The following is a 15,097-nucleotide window of genomic DNA, read 5'->3' on the forward strand; positions in this document are numbered from 1 at the left end:
ATCTGCTGCGGAAGCATCTGAGGCTTCGCCAAAAGCAAGATCCTCTGGCTTTTTCGTCTCGTCTTGAACTTCCGACGCATCCGCCTGAATCTCTACAGCATCAGTAGTGGGTTGCTGGTTTGTGAGATCACCTGCCTTTGAGTGAATCGGACTGGCTTCGGCTGTTGGCGCAGGAGATTGAAGTGGAATCTTTTGGGAGTTATAACCTAACTGGGAAATTTGATCGGCTTGTTGTTTGAGCTGTAATTTTTCCTGGGGCGATAATGTCGGTGACAGCACTTTGGCACGACGCCTCTGTATCTTGAAGGGATTCGGCACGGGGGTCGAATTGGGCTTTGAGAAGCCTTTTTTCCAGAGGTGTTCGTGAGAAGACATTGCCGAGTGCCTCAACGATAGCGGTGATTCTGCTGAAGAATTATTCTATTCTACCTGCTTAGTGCTGGACATTGATTAAATTGTTATCAAAATTTAGGCGGCTAGCTAAATAAGTTTTGTGAAGGAGCGCGATCGCATGGTTGAGTCAGTAGCCGTGGGCGCGATCTTCATCGGTCAAATAAAATAATTGAAGTATCACATTATTCCACAAATGATTACTCAGTTACAATCCCTCGCTCCTCCAAATAAGCCTTGAACTCTTCTCCTTCCTCAACATCAGAGTCAATCATGTCTTCAGCTAAGTATTCTGCACTGCTCATCACTACGCTATCAGGGTTTAACACCTCGTCTGGTAAACAATCAAACTGCAAAAGTAAAATATCTATCAACTGGCTAAACAGGTCAGTCGCCTTACTAATACCGCTTTCACCCGCATTATAGAGAGCTTGGAGGAGATGGGACCAGCGATTGAAAGCTATAGTATATTCTGAGTCTATATACCAACGTGCAAAAGCAAATTGAAACTCCCCCAGAAAAGCATTAATATTACCCTGATGGGTATCGAACAACGCTTGCTCAAAGCGCGATTTATGGTACTTTAGCATCCATTGACTCAAGTCTTCAGCAGATAAGTTAGTGGGAGGCTGAATACTTTCTTCTTGATGGAGAGTTGGAGGAAAATCCTGGTGAGTGATATATTTAGTCAGTTCCTGCCAGATTTCTCTCGTATCCTCATCATAAGTTATCAGTGCCTGATCCATTGCTCCACTCTCGTATCCTCATCATAAGTTATCAGTGCCTGATCCATTGCTCCACTCAATGCTAATTGCTGGTACTGCTCCGTTGTTTTGGGTTCCTCATCTTCAAACTGTTGCAAAGCCGCATTAAAAGTTTTTACTAAAGCTTGATTAGGTTCCAGGTAACACCAAAAACCTTTATGTTGTTCCTCAACTTTCACACTGATATAATGAGCGCCACTTGATACGCCTCTAAAGCCCCGAAAGCCCCCTTCAATTTCATAAAATACGCCATCTAGCTGAGTTTCTTCTTTAGTAAAATTACGCAGAATAATAAAACTCATTTTTTCTGTCATTAGCTTCCCTCACCCAATTTATTAGTTAAACTTCCTGCGGGTAGAACCATATAGATTATTATCAAATTTTTGCGGCAAGCTGGATAAGTTTTGCTAAGGGGAGCGATCGCCAGAAACTATAAGGATTATGCCAGAGGGATGCTCAAGCTTGTCATATCTTGCGAAAAACTCTTGGCTAAAAATTCCACAAAGCATTGAACTTTGGGCAGCAGATAACGTTGAGCAGGAAACACCGCATAAATTCCCACCTCATTATCCGCCTCATACTCCTTGAGCAGATGCACTAGCTGACCTGATGTCAGTTCCCGTTGAGATAGAACTTGTATGACCCGACCGATACCTCCTCCTGCTAAAATCGCCTCGTAAAGGGCTTGACCACTATTAACTTCAAGACTTAGATGCACAAGGTAACTAAGTCATATCAAGTCCGGTAGCATCTTTCCTTGTATAGTGACCAGAGGGTAGAAGGGTAATGCTTTTAGACCCAAGATGACAACCTCAATTGTCTTTCAGATGGTTCAGCCATCTAGTATATTGTTTAAATGATCGCTTCTATGGCGAGTTGTTCAACAAATGTTGATGAGAGCGTCGTCTAAAGAAGCCGCCTACAGTCAACGTTAGCACCAGCAGTATAGCTATGCTCAGAAAAATTGACAGGAACATTTGGGTTGCCGAGCAAACGTTACGATATTTTGGATTGAGCGTTGGTACAAGAATGACAGTAATTCGTTTCAGTAATGGTGAATTAGCTGTTATCTCTCCAATTCAAATAAATGACCAAACTACAGACCAAATTAATGAGCTGGGAAATGTCAAATATATTATAGCCCCAAATCTTTTTCATTATCTTTTTTTATCTGATTTTAAGGCTCTTTATCCTCAAGCAAAGATTTATGCTGTATCAGGATTGAAGGTTAAAAAACCTGAGCTATACATTGATCGGGTATTAGAGGATAATATAACCGAGTTTTTAGGTCAACTTGAATATTTATTATTTGAAGGGTTTAATACCTTCCTCCCCATCGGAGTATTTCCTATAAATGAATATGTTTTCTTTCATTCCGAAAGTCATACTTTGATTTTGACAGACACAGCGTTTTACTTTGATGAAACCTTTCCATTGACAACAAGATTAGCATCCAAAATAATGGGAGGGTACAAAAAACTTAGACCCTCATTGCTGGAACAGCTTGCTACTCAAGAAAAGGAGAAAGTTAAACAATCCGTTCAAAAGGTACTAAAATGGGACTTTAGAAAAGTTATCGTAGCTCATGGCAGCATTGTGGAGCATGATGCGAAGAAGCAGTTTAAGGAAGGGTACGAGTGGTTTTTAGGGGGATCTCTCTAAATACCTGTTAAGGGTTGGGTGTGGGGTATGTCGCAGAATCCGGGTACTGATTATTTCGTTGTTCTTTTGGGATTAAGGATTCCAATTGCTGTTCGAGTTCGGTGATGCGATCGCGTAACACCTGCCAATACCACTTGATCGGGTCGCCGTTTAAGGTTCTGCTACTATCAGATTAGTCTATTTTTACAAGTTAGGCGATATAAAAAATGAAGAATTGGCAAGAACAGATTGAGATAAACCCCAAGGTTTGTCATGGAAAACCTTGTATTAAAGGAACTCGCATTATGGTTTCAGTCATTCTGGATAATCTGGCAGAAGGATTAACACTAGAAGAGATTGTCGAAGACTATCCGCCGTTGACTGTAGACAACGTGCGCTCTGCGATCGCTTATGCTGCCGCACTGGTGAGAGAAGAGGAACTGTTACCGTTGCGATAAGGATTATGTTGGTTAAATTAGACGAAAATCTTAGTATTACTCATGCGGAGTTTCTCCGGAATAAAGGTTACGATTGCGATCGGGTTACTGATGAAGGATTGTCCGGTGAAGATGATGAAGTTGTATGGCAGCAAGCTTGTACTGATGGGCGCTTTTTTATTACTCTAGATTTAGACTTTTCTGATGTCCGACGTTTTCCACTAGGAACTCATCCGGGGATTTTATTGTTGCGTTCTCGTCGTGGAAGTCGTCAGGCGGTGCTTGATGTTTTGGCTAGGGTTGTGCAGGACTATCCACTCACAACTTTGGCAGGTTGTCTAGTTGTTGCTGATGAAACACAAACCCGAATTCGTCGTCCATCGGTTTGAGGTCAAAAATGTTTCTGTAATTATCAAGTCTAATCCAGGCATTTTTCATCCTGTTTTTCTCTTCGACTCAAGGAATCCAATTGCTGTTCGAGTTCCGTGATGCGATCGCGTAACGCCCGTAGCGCGGCGGCTTGTGTATCAGGGAGTTGTCCATGTTCTAACGGATCAATGCGTTTGCCAGACTGACGTACAATTCGCCCTGGTACTCCCACCACGGTGCAATCGGTGGGGACATCTCCCAACACCACTGAACCCGCCCCAATGCGAACATGATCGCCAATGTGGATATTCCCCAATACCTTGGCACCTGCACTCACTACCACATTCTTCCCTAATGTGGGATGACGTTTGCCAGTTTCTTTACCTGTTCCTCCCAGGGTTGCGCCTTGGTAAATTAAACAGTAATCACCCACAATTGCGGTTTCACCAATTACCACGCCCATGCCATGATCAATAAACACACCCTTACCCATCACCGCCCCTGGATGAATTTCGATTCCGGTGAAGAATCGCGCCAGTTGAGACAGGAAGCGGGGAAGGAATGGTACTCGCTGACGATGCAGCCAATGGGCGAGGCGATGGCTGATCAGCGCCTGTAAGCCGGGATAGCAAACCAATACCTCGAACCGATTCCGGGCGGCTGGATCACGTTCAAAGATAATCTGAAAGTCAGTTAAGAGGGTTCGCCAGCCTTGCTTGATTACCTGAAACGGTGTTCTGACTCTAGGGATTTTATCAGTGTCGCCTCGTTCTAATTCCCTATCCTCTATAGGTTGCTGACAATGGGTGATCCAATTGTGCCTTCTGCCTTTTGCAACTGGGGTAGCAAGCTGCGATCGCGTTGTTGAGTAATTTGTGGTGGACTGTAGCATTGCATATCGCCCCTGAAACGAAGTTAATCTTTTTTCGCTTATACCAGATGTCTGATGGCTAGGTTGCACATTAGCTACAGATTAGACTGGATTCGCTTATTAATGATGTACTCAACGCTCAACGTTCTGATTTGATGGGCATTTCCCCGTGTTGGGGGGATAAGGGTTCTCGTATTTTTTATCCCGGATGGCAAGATTTTCGGGTCGAGGTTCTAGTATTTGTGTACTCAGAATGACCCCAGCGACAAGGTGACTGTTTACGGTATGTGGCGCAACGTGAATGTGTAGGGGCGGGTTTCACAACTATCTTTTTGGTTGCACCCAGATGTAAATAAACCCGCCCCGATCATCAGTTGACAGGACAAAGAGGATATAAATGAGCCACATATAGTAGGGGCACGGCAATGCCGTACCCCTACAGGTAGCGCTTAATATCAATAATGGCTCTCATCCTTGTAGTGCGAGCATCTTGCTCGCTACCCATTCCCAATTTAAATGCATGACAGCTTAATCCGTTGGGGCGGGTTTAGTGACATCAGGGTGAAAACTAAATGTTAATGGTAAAACCCGCCCCTACATTTTCTCCATCTCCCAGACGCGCCATGTTCAGTCTCTACAACCCCTGTTCCTCAACCCAACCTACACCAATGGGGGAAATCTAAAAAAAATCAATAGAAATGCAGACTCGGCAAAAAAATGCTAATTTAGATACAGAAATGCCATTCAAGGTAAAACGTTAGATTTAACCGATAAGCATTTTGAGTGCAAATCTGTACTCAGTAAAAGCTCCGAATAAAATTAGCTCAATTCCGCACTACAATAGGCTTTGAGCGTGAGTACAGAAATACTCGAACCCCACCCCTTAAATACTTGCACCCCATCCCGAAAATACTAGAACCCCTACCCCCAAAGAAATTTGAAACGCCTCTGTAATCAGACTTTAGGGGGATGAGTACATAAGCAATTAATCTAATAAGTCTTAACCCCAGGCGAACAGAACCTCCTTTTTAGACCGAGCTGCTATAAAAACAACTATCGCCGGAATTCAAGTATGAAGGATGCTCAATCAACTCCTTCATACTTAACTGTTTAAGTATTGGCGTTGGGTGTTAAGGGTGCATTTATCTTTTAATTCAGACAATGCCGCAAGCCCATGACTCAAACAGTTACTGGATTGGCTACGCCGAGACGATTAGGCGATTCGAGGACACCGGAGGAGGAAGGATGTCATGAACACCAACAGTCTGAAGATGAAATCAGAATACGACTTGAAACGACATCAGGAACGACAAACGGGCAAAGAGCCGTTTAAAGAAATCCTGAACGCGACTCGAACTGAAAATACATCCTCTGTCGCCAATCGGACTAAAATCCGCGTCGCTGTCGCCAGTAAAGGCGGTGGCTTGGTTAATCAACATTTCGGTCATGCCAAAGAATTCGAGATTTACGAAGTTGATCACGATGAAGCCCATTGTATTGATCGGCGTTCAGTAACTCCCTATTGCCAAGGCGGGTATGGCGAAGCCGATGTACTGGAAAACATTATGCAAACGCTTTCGGATTGCCAAGCCGTTATGGTTTCCAAGATTGGTGCTTGTCCCAAGGAACAATTGAAAGCGCAGGGAATTGAGTGCGTTGAAGCCTACGACGTGATTGAAAACGTAGTGCTGGACTTCTACGAGCAATATCAGGGTTTTACCGATAACGTTTGACAAAAACCAATCCTTTAACTAAACCCGCCCTGATTCAAACATAGAGTATTTTGTATCTTTGGTTACGGTTTTACAGGAATTTTAGCATCGAGTTCAATTCCGAGACTGATGTTCTATAGGTAGATGTATGAGTGTAATTTATCTGGATAACAATGCCACTACTCGTGTAGACGAGGCTGTGCTGGAGGAGATGCTGCCTTATCTGACTGAATATTATGGAAATCCCTCCAGTATGCACACGTTTGGTGGACAATTAGCCCGCAATATAGAGCAAGCACGAGAAAAAGTTGCGGCATTATTGGGCGCTCAACCGACAGAAATTATTTTTACCAGTTGCGGTACGGAAGGAGACAATGCCGCGATTCGTGCGGCGTTGAGGACTCAACCAGACAAGAAGCACATTGTTACCACGGCGGTGGAACATCCAGCGGTTTACACGCTTTGCAAACGACTGGAAAAAGAAGGCTATCGGGTGACTTATCTCCCCGTTAATGGCAAAGGATTGATTGATCTCAAGGAATTGAAAGCCTCTCTCACCGACGATACGGCTTTGGTTTCGGTGATGTGCGCCAATAATGAAACGGGGACGATTTTTCCGATTGAACGGATTGGGCAGATTGTTAAACAACGGGGCATTTTGTTCCACGTTGATGCAGTGCAGGCGGTGGGGAAAGTTCCCCTAAATATGAGCGAGAGTACGGTTGATTTCTTAGTTCTTTCCGGTCATAAACTTCATGCACCGAAAGGCATTGGCGTACTCTATGTTCGCAAAGGTGTGCGTTTCCGTCCCCTGTTAATTGGGGGTCATCAAGAACGGGGGCGTCGAGGGGGTACGTCGAATGTTCCAGCGATTATTGGCTTAGGGAAAGCCGCAGAATTGGCAATCCAGCACGTCACGGAAGAAGTTACCCAGGTGAAGGAATTACGCGATCGCTTGGAACAAGGATTACTCAGTCAGATTCCAGATTGTCAGCTTAATGGTCATCCGTCGATGCGGCTACCGAATACGACGAATATTGGCTTTAAGTATATCGAAGGTGAAGCCATTTTACTGTCCCTGGATCGCTTTGGTATCTGCGCCTCGTCGGGTTCGGCTTGCACCTCTGGCTCATTAGAACCCTCTCATGTACTGCGGGCGATGGGATTACCTTATACGCTTCTCCATGGTTCGATTCGGTTTAGTTTGTCTCGATATACCACCTCAGCCGAAATTGATCGGGTGTTGGAGGTAATGCCAGCAATTGTAGAACGCTTACGCATGATTTCCCCCTTCAAGAATGAAGCCGACGAAGAACACGGTTGGCTGCAAACAGCCAGGGAACAACAGGGTAGAGGGGTTATGACGGTGCAATGAGCAGAGGAGCAGGGGGAGCAGGGGAAGCAGGGGAAGCAGGGGGAGCAGGGGGAGCTGGGGGAGATGAGGAAGTTAACTCAAAACTCTACCTTACCTATTCCCTATTCCCTGTTCCCTGTTCCCTAACAAATGACAAATGACGAATGACAAATAACGGGAGAATAAGCCATGTGGGACTACACTGACAAGGTAATGGATTTGTTTCATAATCCGCACAATATGGGCGCGATCGCAACTCAAGATTGTGCGACGACGGAAACGATCGCAGTTGGCGAAATTGGCAGTATCGTTTGTGGCGATGCGTTGCGGTTGTATCTGAGGATTGATAGCACAACGGATACCATTCTGGATGCCCGTTTTCAAACCTTTGGCTGTGCGAGTGCGATCGCGTCTTCCTCAGCATTAACAGATCTGATTAAGGGGATGACGGTTGATGATGCGTTGCGACTGACGAATCGTGAGATTGCTAGCTATTTGGGTGGCTTACCTCAAGAGAAGATGCACTGTTCGGTTATGGGTCAAGAAGCCCTGGAAGCGGCAATCTCTGATTATAAAGGGATTCCGGTTAGACCGGAGGAAGAGGACGAAAGTCCCTTGGTGTGTAGTTGTTTTGGGGTGAGTTCCGCTAAGATTAAGCGACTGATTCGGGAAAATCACCTCACTAACGCTGAAGAAGTCACCAACTACATTAAAGCTGGTGGGGGGTGTGGATCATGTTTGGCAGAAATCGATGATCTGGTGATCGATGTTACTCAAGAACAGGAGACATTAAATACCGCCGCGTCGTTGTCCGCACCGATTCCTCAACCCGCCGTTGCTACAACGACTCCTTCGACTTCCCCGATCAAAGAGGAGAAATCGCCACCTCCTGCTACCCTGACGAACTTGCAAAAAATTACCTTGATTCAGCAAGTCCTGGAAACGGAAATCCGTCCCACATTAGCCTATGATGGCGGCGATGTGGAGTTGCATGATGTAGAAGGCGATCGCGTCAAGGTGATTCTCAAAGGATCGTGTGATGGCTGTCCCAGCGTGATGATTACCCTGAAGATGGCGATCGAAAAGCGGCTGCAAGAACGAGTGTCTCCTAATCTTATGGTTGAAGCCGTGGTTTAAGTTTAATGTGCAAATTTTGACTTCAGTTTCTGATTGAACAAGTTTTAACGTAACTCCGTTGTATAGGTAACCCTTGGTGAATCGCCAAGGGTATTTTTTTAACCGATAACAGGTTGGATTGATTCTACACGTAATTAGCATTTGCCTTGATAAATCTGAATTAAAAACAGTGTTAATTGTCACTATTTAATAATAACTAAAGATTTAAATAAATTGCAAATAAGTTATTGATCTATCGTTGACATAGAAAGACCAAGGCTTTGTTACAAACAGAAAAATAGCGAATCAAAACTAAATCAATAAAACTCTGATTATGTAGCGAAATACACTTTTACTTCTAGATTTAATTCCTATTATTAAATCATCAGGAAAACAAAAAACGTTACCAGGATAAACGCTCACTTGTTTCTTGATTGATTTGAAGCCTTCGGATGGTTGAATATACAAAAATTCTCCGAATCAACTTCAATTAAATGTTAATGATGTAACCTCAAAAAAATTGATCCTAATGGAGGTCTGACATGAGGAAGATTGCTATTTACGGTAAAGGTGGAATCGGTAAATCCACAACCACACAAAATACAGTGGCTGGACTTGTCGAACTCGGTCGCAAAGTCATGATCGTTGGTTGTGACCCCAAAGCAGATTCTACTCGCTTATTGCTCGGTGGTTTGCACCAAAAGAGTGTGTTAGACACCTTGCGTGAAGAAGGCGACGACGTCGATCTCGAAGAAATTCGTAAAGAAGGCTATGGCAAAACCCTCTGCGTAGAATCCGGTGGTCCGGAACCCGGCGTAGGCTGTGCAGGTCGAGGCATTATCACCTCAATTAGTATGCTCGAACAACTCGGCGCCTATGACGAGAGTGAAGGTCTTGATTATGCTTTCTACGACGTACTAGGTGACGTGGTTTGCGGCGGTTTCGCCATGCCAATTCGGGAAGGTAAAGCCCAAGAAATTTACATCGTTACCTCTGGCGAAATGATGGCAATGTATGCCGCTAATAACATCTGCCGAGGCATTCAAAAATACGCTGAATCTGGTGGTGTTCGTTTAGGTGGTTTAATTTGCAACAGCCGTAAGGTTGATCTGGAAGCTGAACTTATCGAAGCATTGGCTGAATCACTCGGCACTCAGATGATCTATTTCTTGCCCCGCGACAATATGGTTCAACGGGCAGAACTGAACCGTAAGACGGTGATTGAATATGACTCCGATTGTGAGCAAGCCGGTCATTATCGCAGCTTAGCTAAAGCGATTGATGAGAATACCAATCATGTCGTTCCCACACCGATGAAGAATGACGAGTTGGAACAACTACTTGTTAAGTTCGGTTTGTACGGCTAAAGATGCAGTGTGTTGCAGGTGGAAGGTTACAAACATTCTCACATCTTCCACCGCTGAAATACAAGCACAATTGTTTGGAGGCAACATCCCATGACTATCATGGTGAGAGCGATTATTCGACCGGAAAAGAGCGACGACGTTATGAAAGCGCTCTTGGACGCTGGTTATCCAGCCGTTACCAAAGTTGATGTCTTTGGTCGAGGCAAACAACGGGGATTGAAAATTGGTAATGTGCTTTATGATGAACTCCCCAAAGCGTTGTTAATGGTAGTGGTTCCCGATACCGAAAAAGAGTTTGTGATTCGGGCAATTCTCGGCAGCGCTCGCACGGGAACAGAAGGAGCAGCGGGTGATGGCAAGATATTTGTCAGTCCTGTAGAAGAAGTCTACACCATCAGCTCCGGCAAAGCCGATTCGAGTAAGAAAGAACCTGCGCTGGCTACGCGCTAAAAATGAGACCCATTTTGTATCCATTGTTCTTGTAGAAATCGTTAATAACGGTTTCTACAAGAGAACTCCCCGGTTTATGTTAGGAGGCACGAGAGTAAATCTCAGTGTTGAAGGTTATGAAAGAAGTTCTGGCTGTCATCAGGATGAACAAAATTAACCAGACGAAAGCTGCCTTAAGCAAAGCTGGTTTTCCGTCCGTGACAGCGGTGAAAGTAGTCGGTCGAGGCAGGCAAGCCGTGGACTTTCAGTTAGCGAAAGCAATTAATGAAAATCCCCAAGATAGCAGTGATTTGCTGCCCCTCCTGGCTCAAGGACACCGTTTAATTCCTAAACGGATGCTCAGTTTGGTGGTTCCCGATGACAACGTTCCGCAAGTGGTTGATGCCCTGATTCAAGCCAATCAGACCAGCAACCCAGGAGATGGAAAAATCTTTGTTCTGCCCGTTGATGATAGTGTCCGCGTGAGCAGTGGCGAAACAGGAGCCGTCGCGATTGATGAAATGACGGGTTAAGGTTTCCCAGCGAAATGTAGGGGCGGGTTTTACTTGGTACACATCGATAACTTGACTAAATCCGCCCTTTCAAAAAAAGCAATTAAGACAGGAGAAAACGATTATGACTCCCCATGATTCAGATACCTTAAAATTAGAAAAGGCGACGTATGAAGTAGACCCGAAAGACGTTACCAAAGAGATGGTATCGCCCTACCCAGCCAAAGTTGCCAGAAAACGGGCAAAGCATATCGTGATGCGGGACCCGTCCATCGAAGGACAGGAAATTCAGGCGAATGTGCGGACGGTTCCTGGGATTCTTAACACCAGACACTGTGCCTTTGCTGGCTGTAAAGGGGTGGTTGTTGGTCCCTTTGGTGATGTGCTGCACATTGTTCACGGACCAGTGGGCTGTTCGTACTACACCTGGATGACGCGACGCAATCAGTATCGTAGCCGTGAAGATGGCAAGAATTACATGAGTTACTGCGTCACCACCGACATGCAGGACTCTGATATTGTCTTCGGCGGTGTGAAAAAGCTGCGTCAAGCCGTTCAGGAAGGCTATGACATCTTCAAGCCCAATGCGATTACCATCACAGCCACCTGTCCAGTGGGGTTAATTGGTGACGATATCCAAACCGTTGCCAAAGAGATGACTGAAGAACTCGGCATTTCGGTTGTTGCATTTAACTGCGAAGGCTATAAAGGCGTTTCCCAGTCTGCGGGTCACCACATCGCCAACAATGGTTTCTTTAAAAATTGGGTGGGTGAAGGCGAAGCAACAGACGAAGAACTTGAAGGCTTCACCGTCAACCTTTTGGGTGAGTACAACATTGGCGGCGATGCCTATGAACTGGAGCGGGTGTTTGAGAAGTGTGGGATTAATGTGATTGCTACATTCAGTGGTGATGGCAACTACGATGCAGCGACGAAAGCCCATTTGGCTCAATTGAACTTGGTCATGTGTCACCGCTCAATTAACTACATGGCGGAGATGATGGAGACCAAGTTTGGGGTTCCCTGGACAAAGGTCAGCTTCATCGGCGTTCAAGCGTTTGCCAAGTCCTTGCGTAAGGTTGCCCGATTCTTTAATGATGAGGCACTTACCCAGCGCATTGAAGAGGTGATTGCTGAAGAAGTGGCTGCCGCAGAAGCGGAAATTGCCCCAATTCGGGAACGGTTGCAAGGCAAGAGTGCGATTCTGTTTGTGGGCGGTTCTCGCGCTCACCACTACCAAGACTTGTTTGCAGACTTAGGCATCAAAACCATTGCTGCTGGCTATGAGTTCGCCCACCGGGATGATTACGAAGGTCGTCAAGTTCTACCGTTGAAAGTAGACGCCGACTCCCGTAACGTCGAAGAGTTGCGTGTCGAAAAAGACCCAGAGCGCTACAAACTGACGGCTGACCCAGCATGGGTGGAGCAGCTTAAAGAAGAAGGGTTCCTGAATCGGTACGAGGGGATGATTTCGGAGATGGGTGAAGACACGTTGATGATTGATGACATCTCCCATCATGAGCTAGAAACTCTGATTAAGCGCCTCAAGCCCGATATCGTCGGTTCCGGGATTAAGGACAAGTATGTGATTGAGAAGTTTGGCGTTCCTTGTAAGCAACTTCACAACTACGACTACGGCGGTCCGTTTGCCGGATTCCAAGGTGCGGTTAATTTCGCCAAAGATATCGATATGCGGATTAACAACCCCACTTGGAAGTTAGTTAAAGCTCCCTGGCAGAACTAGCGGAGGTGCAAGGGAGCAGGGGGAGCAGGGGTAGCAGAGGGAGCTGGGGAAGCTGGGGAAGCTGGGGGAGCTAGGGAATTATTCCAATCTTCAATTCCTAATTCCCTATCTCCTATCCCTAATCTCCAATTCCAAATCCCCAATCCCCTATTTCTAATCTCCAATTCCAAATCCCCAATCAACAATCAACAATCAACAATCAACAATCCCCACAAAGGAGAACCAGAATCATGTTAGAAGCAACCCCTAAAGAAATCGTTGAACGTAAGGCGCTACGAATCAATCCTGCCAAGACTTGTCAGCCGATTGGGGCAATGTACGCCGCATTAGGGATTCACGGCTGCTTACCGAACTCCCACGGGTCTCAAGGCTGCTGTTCATTCCACAAGTCTCACCTGACCCGCCATTACAGAGAACCCATCATGGCTGCAACCAGCGCCTTTACCGAGGGTTCCTCTGTGTTCGGCGGTGGCGGAAACCTGAAGCAAGCCCTGACCACTATTTTTACCGTGTACAACCCGGATATGGTGGCAGTTAGCACCACTTGCTTATCGGAAACCATTGGCGATGATTTACCCACATTTATCCGCCAAGCCCGTGAATCTGGGGCAGTTCCCGAAGGCAAATATGTCATTCATGCCAATACTCCCAGCTACGTCGGGTCTCATGTCACCGGCTGGTCGAATATGACTAAGGCGATGGTGACTTATTTATCGGCAAAAACCGAGACGCCGAATAACAAGCTCAACATTATTCCCGGCTACGTCGAACCCTCCGATGTGCGGGCGGTGAAGCAGTTGCTGACCCAAATGGGGATTGACGCGATTGTCTTCCCGGATACCTCGGATGTGGTGGATACGCCGAAGACGGGTGATTTTCAGATGTACCCGAAAGGCGGGACACCGATTCCCGATTTAATCGACACCGGGAATAGCACCGCCACCTTAGCCTTGGGTAATTTTACCTCGGAAGCTGCCGCAACTGCCCTGCAAAACAAGTGCCAAGTTCCGTCTCGTGTCCTAGACTTACCCATTGGTCTTCGCGCCACTGACCGCTTTGTCCAAGCCTTGATTGAATTCAGTGATGTCACGCCACCTGAGTCGCTCAATGATGACCGGGGACGGTTGGTTGATGTGATGACGGATATGCAGCAGTATCTGTATCGCAAGCGGGTTGCGGTATACGGTGACCCTGACCAGGTGATCTCTGCGACTGAGTTCCTCGTAGACTGCGGTATGTTACCCGTTTACGTGATTACGGGTAGCCCGGTTGGGAAGCGTTTTGAAGAACGGGTCAAAGATATCCTCAAGGATGCCGTTCCCGATGCCGTTGTTGCGGCTAATGCAGACTTATTCTACCTGCATCAACTGATTAAGAATGAGCCAGTCGATTTGCTTCTGGGCAATGAATACGGCAAGTATATCGGTCGTGATGAAGATATTCCGATCGTGCGCTTCGGTTTCCCCATTTTAGATCGCGTCGGTCACAGCTACTTCCCCACAGCTTGCTACTGGGGTGGTATCTACCTGCTGTCTAATATTTGCAACACCTTACTCGAACGCCTCGACCGGGATGCTCCCGATGAGCTGTTTGAATTGGTTCGCTAGAACGCTATCGGGGCGGGTTAATTCGGATAATTGGTTGTCACCTGATGTGACTAAATCCGCCCCAAATCCAAGGTTTGAGTTAGTCCTGAAAAACTCAAAAATCATCCTTAATTTTTCATCCTTTTTAAGGGGGTTTATCATGCAGAAACCTGAACACCATATCTTCGTTTGTTCCAGCTTCCGAGTCAATGGCAACGCGAAAGGAGTTTGTCAGAAAAAGGATTCTACTAATTTAATTCAGTATCTCGAATCAGAAATAACCGATCGCGGTTTAGACGCTCTGGTTTCCTCAACGGGATGCATGAATCTGTGCAACAACGGACCTGTGATGATGGTTTACCCAGATAATTACTGGTACGGAAATGTTGATGAAGAAGCCATTGACGAAATCCTCGACGCCTTAGAAGATGGCAAACCTGCTGAGGATTATCTGTTTGTTAGTTAAATCTCAACCATTCGCCACCGCCTTGGGTTCAAACCCAAGGAACCAAAAGCGAAAGTCGTCTAAAGACGACTCACTCAGAATTCTAGAACATGTTAAAGAAAGAATTAGTCAAGGGCGACACGAGTCAATTGAATGGATACAGTTGTTACTTGATGTAAGCGGATCGCCCCTACCCGAAGACCCAAGATGACATGTTCCCCAGAATTCCAGCCTTAAACCGCCTTGGGTTCAAACCCAAGGAACCAAAAGCGAAAGTCGTCTAAAGACGACTCACTCAGAATTCTAGAACATGTTAAAGAAAGGATTAGTCAAGGGCGACACGAGTCAATTGAATGGATA

General features: G+C 45.9%; 18 protein-coding genes. 13 read left to right on the top strand and 5 right to left on the bottom strand.

Annotated features, from left to right (window positions below; genetic code table 11):
* The 4 genes from RIC07_RS37745 to RIC07_RS37760 all read right to left on the bottom strand — a co-directional run.
* The coding region (locus RIC07_RS37745) for a hypothetical protein (RefSeq protein ID WP_446398987.1) at window positions 1-375 on the bottom strand (375 nt) is incomplete at its 3' end.
* 215 nt (window positions 376-590) lie between these two features.
* Window positions 591-1,136: a hypothetical protein gene (locus RIC07_RS37750; protein WP_446398988.1), complete on the bottom strand. Its 546-nt coding sequence runs from the start codon at window positions 1,134-1,136 to the stop codon at window positions 591-593.
* Complete coding sequence (locus RIC07_RS37755; RefSeq protein WP_446398989.1) at window positions 1,121-1,468, bottom strand: hypothetical protein; 348 nt, start codon at window positions 1,466-1,468, stop codon at window positions 1,121-1,123. The genes RIC07_RS37750 and RIC07_RS37755 overlap by 16 nt, the downstream gene beginning before the upstream one ends.
* Window positions 1,469-1,593: 125 nt before the next feature.
* On the bottom strand, window positions 1,594-1,872 hold the full coding sequence (locus tag RIC07_RS37760; RefSeq protein WP_446398990.1) for a LysR substrate-binding domain-containing protein: 279 nt from the start codon (window positions 1,870-1,872) through the stop codon (window positions 1,594-1,596).
* Window positions 1,873-2,105: 233 nt separating this feature from the next.
* Between RIC07_RS37760 and RIC07_RS37765 the strand changes: the two genes are divergently transcribed.
* The 3 genes from RIC07_RS37765 (at window position 2,106) to RIC07_RS37775 (ending at window position 3,621) form a co-directional block, all read left to right on the top strand.
* On the top strand, window positions 2,106-2,816 hold the full coding sequence (locus tag RIC07_RS37765; protein ID WP_446398991.1) for a DUF4336 domain-containing protein: 711 nt from the start codon (window positions 2,106-2,108) through the stop codon (window positions 2,814-2,816).
* Window positions 2,817-3,022: 206 nt separating this feature from the next.
* Complete coding sequence (locus RIC07_RS37770) at window positions 3,023-3,253, top strand: DUF433 domain-containing protein (RefSeq protein ID WP_446398992.1); 231 nt, start codon at window positions 3,023-3,025, stop codon at window positions 3,251-3,253.
* A gap of 5 nt (window positions 3,254-3,258) precedes the next feature.
* Entirely contained in the window at window positions 3,259-3,621 is a 363-nt protein-coding gene (locus RIC07_RS37775) for a DUF5615 family PIN-like protein (protein WP_446398993.1), read from the top strand.
* Window positions 3,622-3,650: 29 nt separating this feature from the next.
* Here RIC07_RS37775 and cysE read toward each other — a convergent pair whose 3' ends face one another.
* The gene (cysE, locus tag RIC07_RS37780; protein ID WP_446398994.1) at window positions 3,651-4,493 is read right to left on the bottom strand and encodes a serine O-acetyltransferase; all 843 of its coding nucleotides are present in this window, start codon (window positions 4,491-4,493) and stop codon (window positions 3,651-3,653) included.
* A gap of 1,229 nt (window positions 4,494-5,722) precedes the next feature.
* On the opposite strand from cysE, the gene RIC07_RS37785 reads away from it, so the two are divergent.
* From RIC07_RS37785 to RIC07_RS37830, 10 genes are all read left to right on the top strand, one after another.
* Window positions 5,723-6,205: a NifB/NifX family molybdenum-iron cluster-binding protein gene (locus tag RIC07_RS37785; RefSeq protein WP_446398995.1), complete on the top strand. Its 483-nt coding sequence runs from the start codon at window positions 5,723-5,725 to the stop codon at window positions 6,203-6,205.
* A 127-nt stretch (window positions 6,206-6,332) separates the two neighbouring features.
* The gene (gene nifS, locus RIC07_RS37790) at window positions 6,333-7,559 is read left to right on the top strand and encodes a cysteine desulfurase NifS (RefSeq protein ID WP_446398996.1); all 1,227 of its coding nucleotides are present in this window, start codon (window positions 6,333-6,335) and stop codon (window positions 7,557-7,559) included.
* The gene (locus tag RIC07_RS37795) at window positions 7,556-7,699 is read left to right on the top strand and encodes a hypothetical protein (protein ID WP_446398997.1); all 144 of its coding nucleotides are present in this window, start codon (window positions 7,556-7,558) and stop codon (window positions 7,697-7,699) included. The genes nifS and RIC07_RS37795 overlap by 4 nt, the downstream gene beginning before the upstream one ends.
* 28 nt (window positions 7,700-7,727) lie before the next feature.
* Window positions 7,728-8,675, top strand: a complete 948-nt coding sequence (nifU, locus tag RIC07_RS37800; protein WP_446398998.1) for a Fe-S cluster assembly protein NifU — start codon at window positions 7,728-7,730, stop codon at window positions 8,673-8,675.
* 521 nt (window positions 8,676-9,196) lie between these two features.
* On the top strand, window positions 9,197-10,021 hold the full coding sequence (gene nifH / locus RIC07_RS37805) for a nitrogenase iron protein (RefSeq protein ID WP_446398999.1): 825 nt from the start codon (window positions 9,197-9,199) through the stop codon (window positions 10,019-10,021).
* Window positions 10,022-10,111: 90 nt separating this feature from the next.
* Window positions 10,112-10,471 carry a P-II family nitrogen regulator gene (locus RIC07_RS37810; RefSeq protein ID WP_446399000.1) on the top strand — a complete coding sequence of 120 codons (360 nt, stop codon included), beginning with the start codon at window positions 10,112-10,114 and terminating at the stop codon, window positions 10,469-10,471.
* A 116-nt stretch (window positions 10,472-10,587) separates the two neighbouring features.
* Window positions 10,588-10,983: a P-II family nitrogen regulator gene (locus tag RIC07_RS37815; protein ID WP_446399001.1), complete on the top strand. Its 396-nt coding sequence runs from the start codon at window positions 10,588-10,590 to the stop codon at window positions 10,981-10,983.
* A 103-nt stretch (window positions 10,984-11,086) separates the two neighbouring features.
* Window positions 11,087-12,706, top strand: coding sequence for a nitrogenase molybdenum-iron protein alpha chain (gene nifD, locus RIC07_RS37820; RefSeq protein WP_446399002.1), 1,620 nt, complete (start codon window positions 11,087-11,089; stop codon window positions 12,704-12,706).
* Between the two features lie 230 nt (window positions 12,707-12,936).
* The gene (gene nifK, locus RIC07_RS37825) at window positions 12,937-14,313 is read left to right on the top strand and encodes a nitrogenase molybdenum-iron protein subunit beta (RefSeq protein ID WP_446399003.1); all 1,377 of its coding nucleotides are present in this window, start codon (window positions 12,937-12,939) and stop codon (window positions 14,311-14,313) included.
* 139 nt (window positions 14,314-14,452) lie between these two features.
* The gene (locus RIC07_RS37830; protein WP_446352470.1) at window positions 14,453-14,758 is read left to right on the top strand and encodes a (2Fe-2S) ferredoxin domain-containing protein; all 306 of its coding nucleotides are present in this window, start codon (window positions 14,453-14,455) and stop codon (window positions 14,756-14,758) included.
* Window positions 14,759-15,097: the final 339 nt, after the last annotated feature.

The organism is Coleofasciculus sp. E1-EBD-02 (genome assembly GCF_040218245.1).
Taxonomy (GTDB): Bacteria; Cyanobacteriota; Cyanobacteriia; order Cyanobacteriales; family Coleofasciculaceae; genus Coleofasciculus.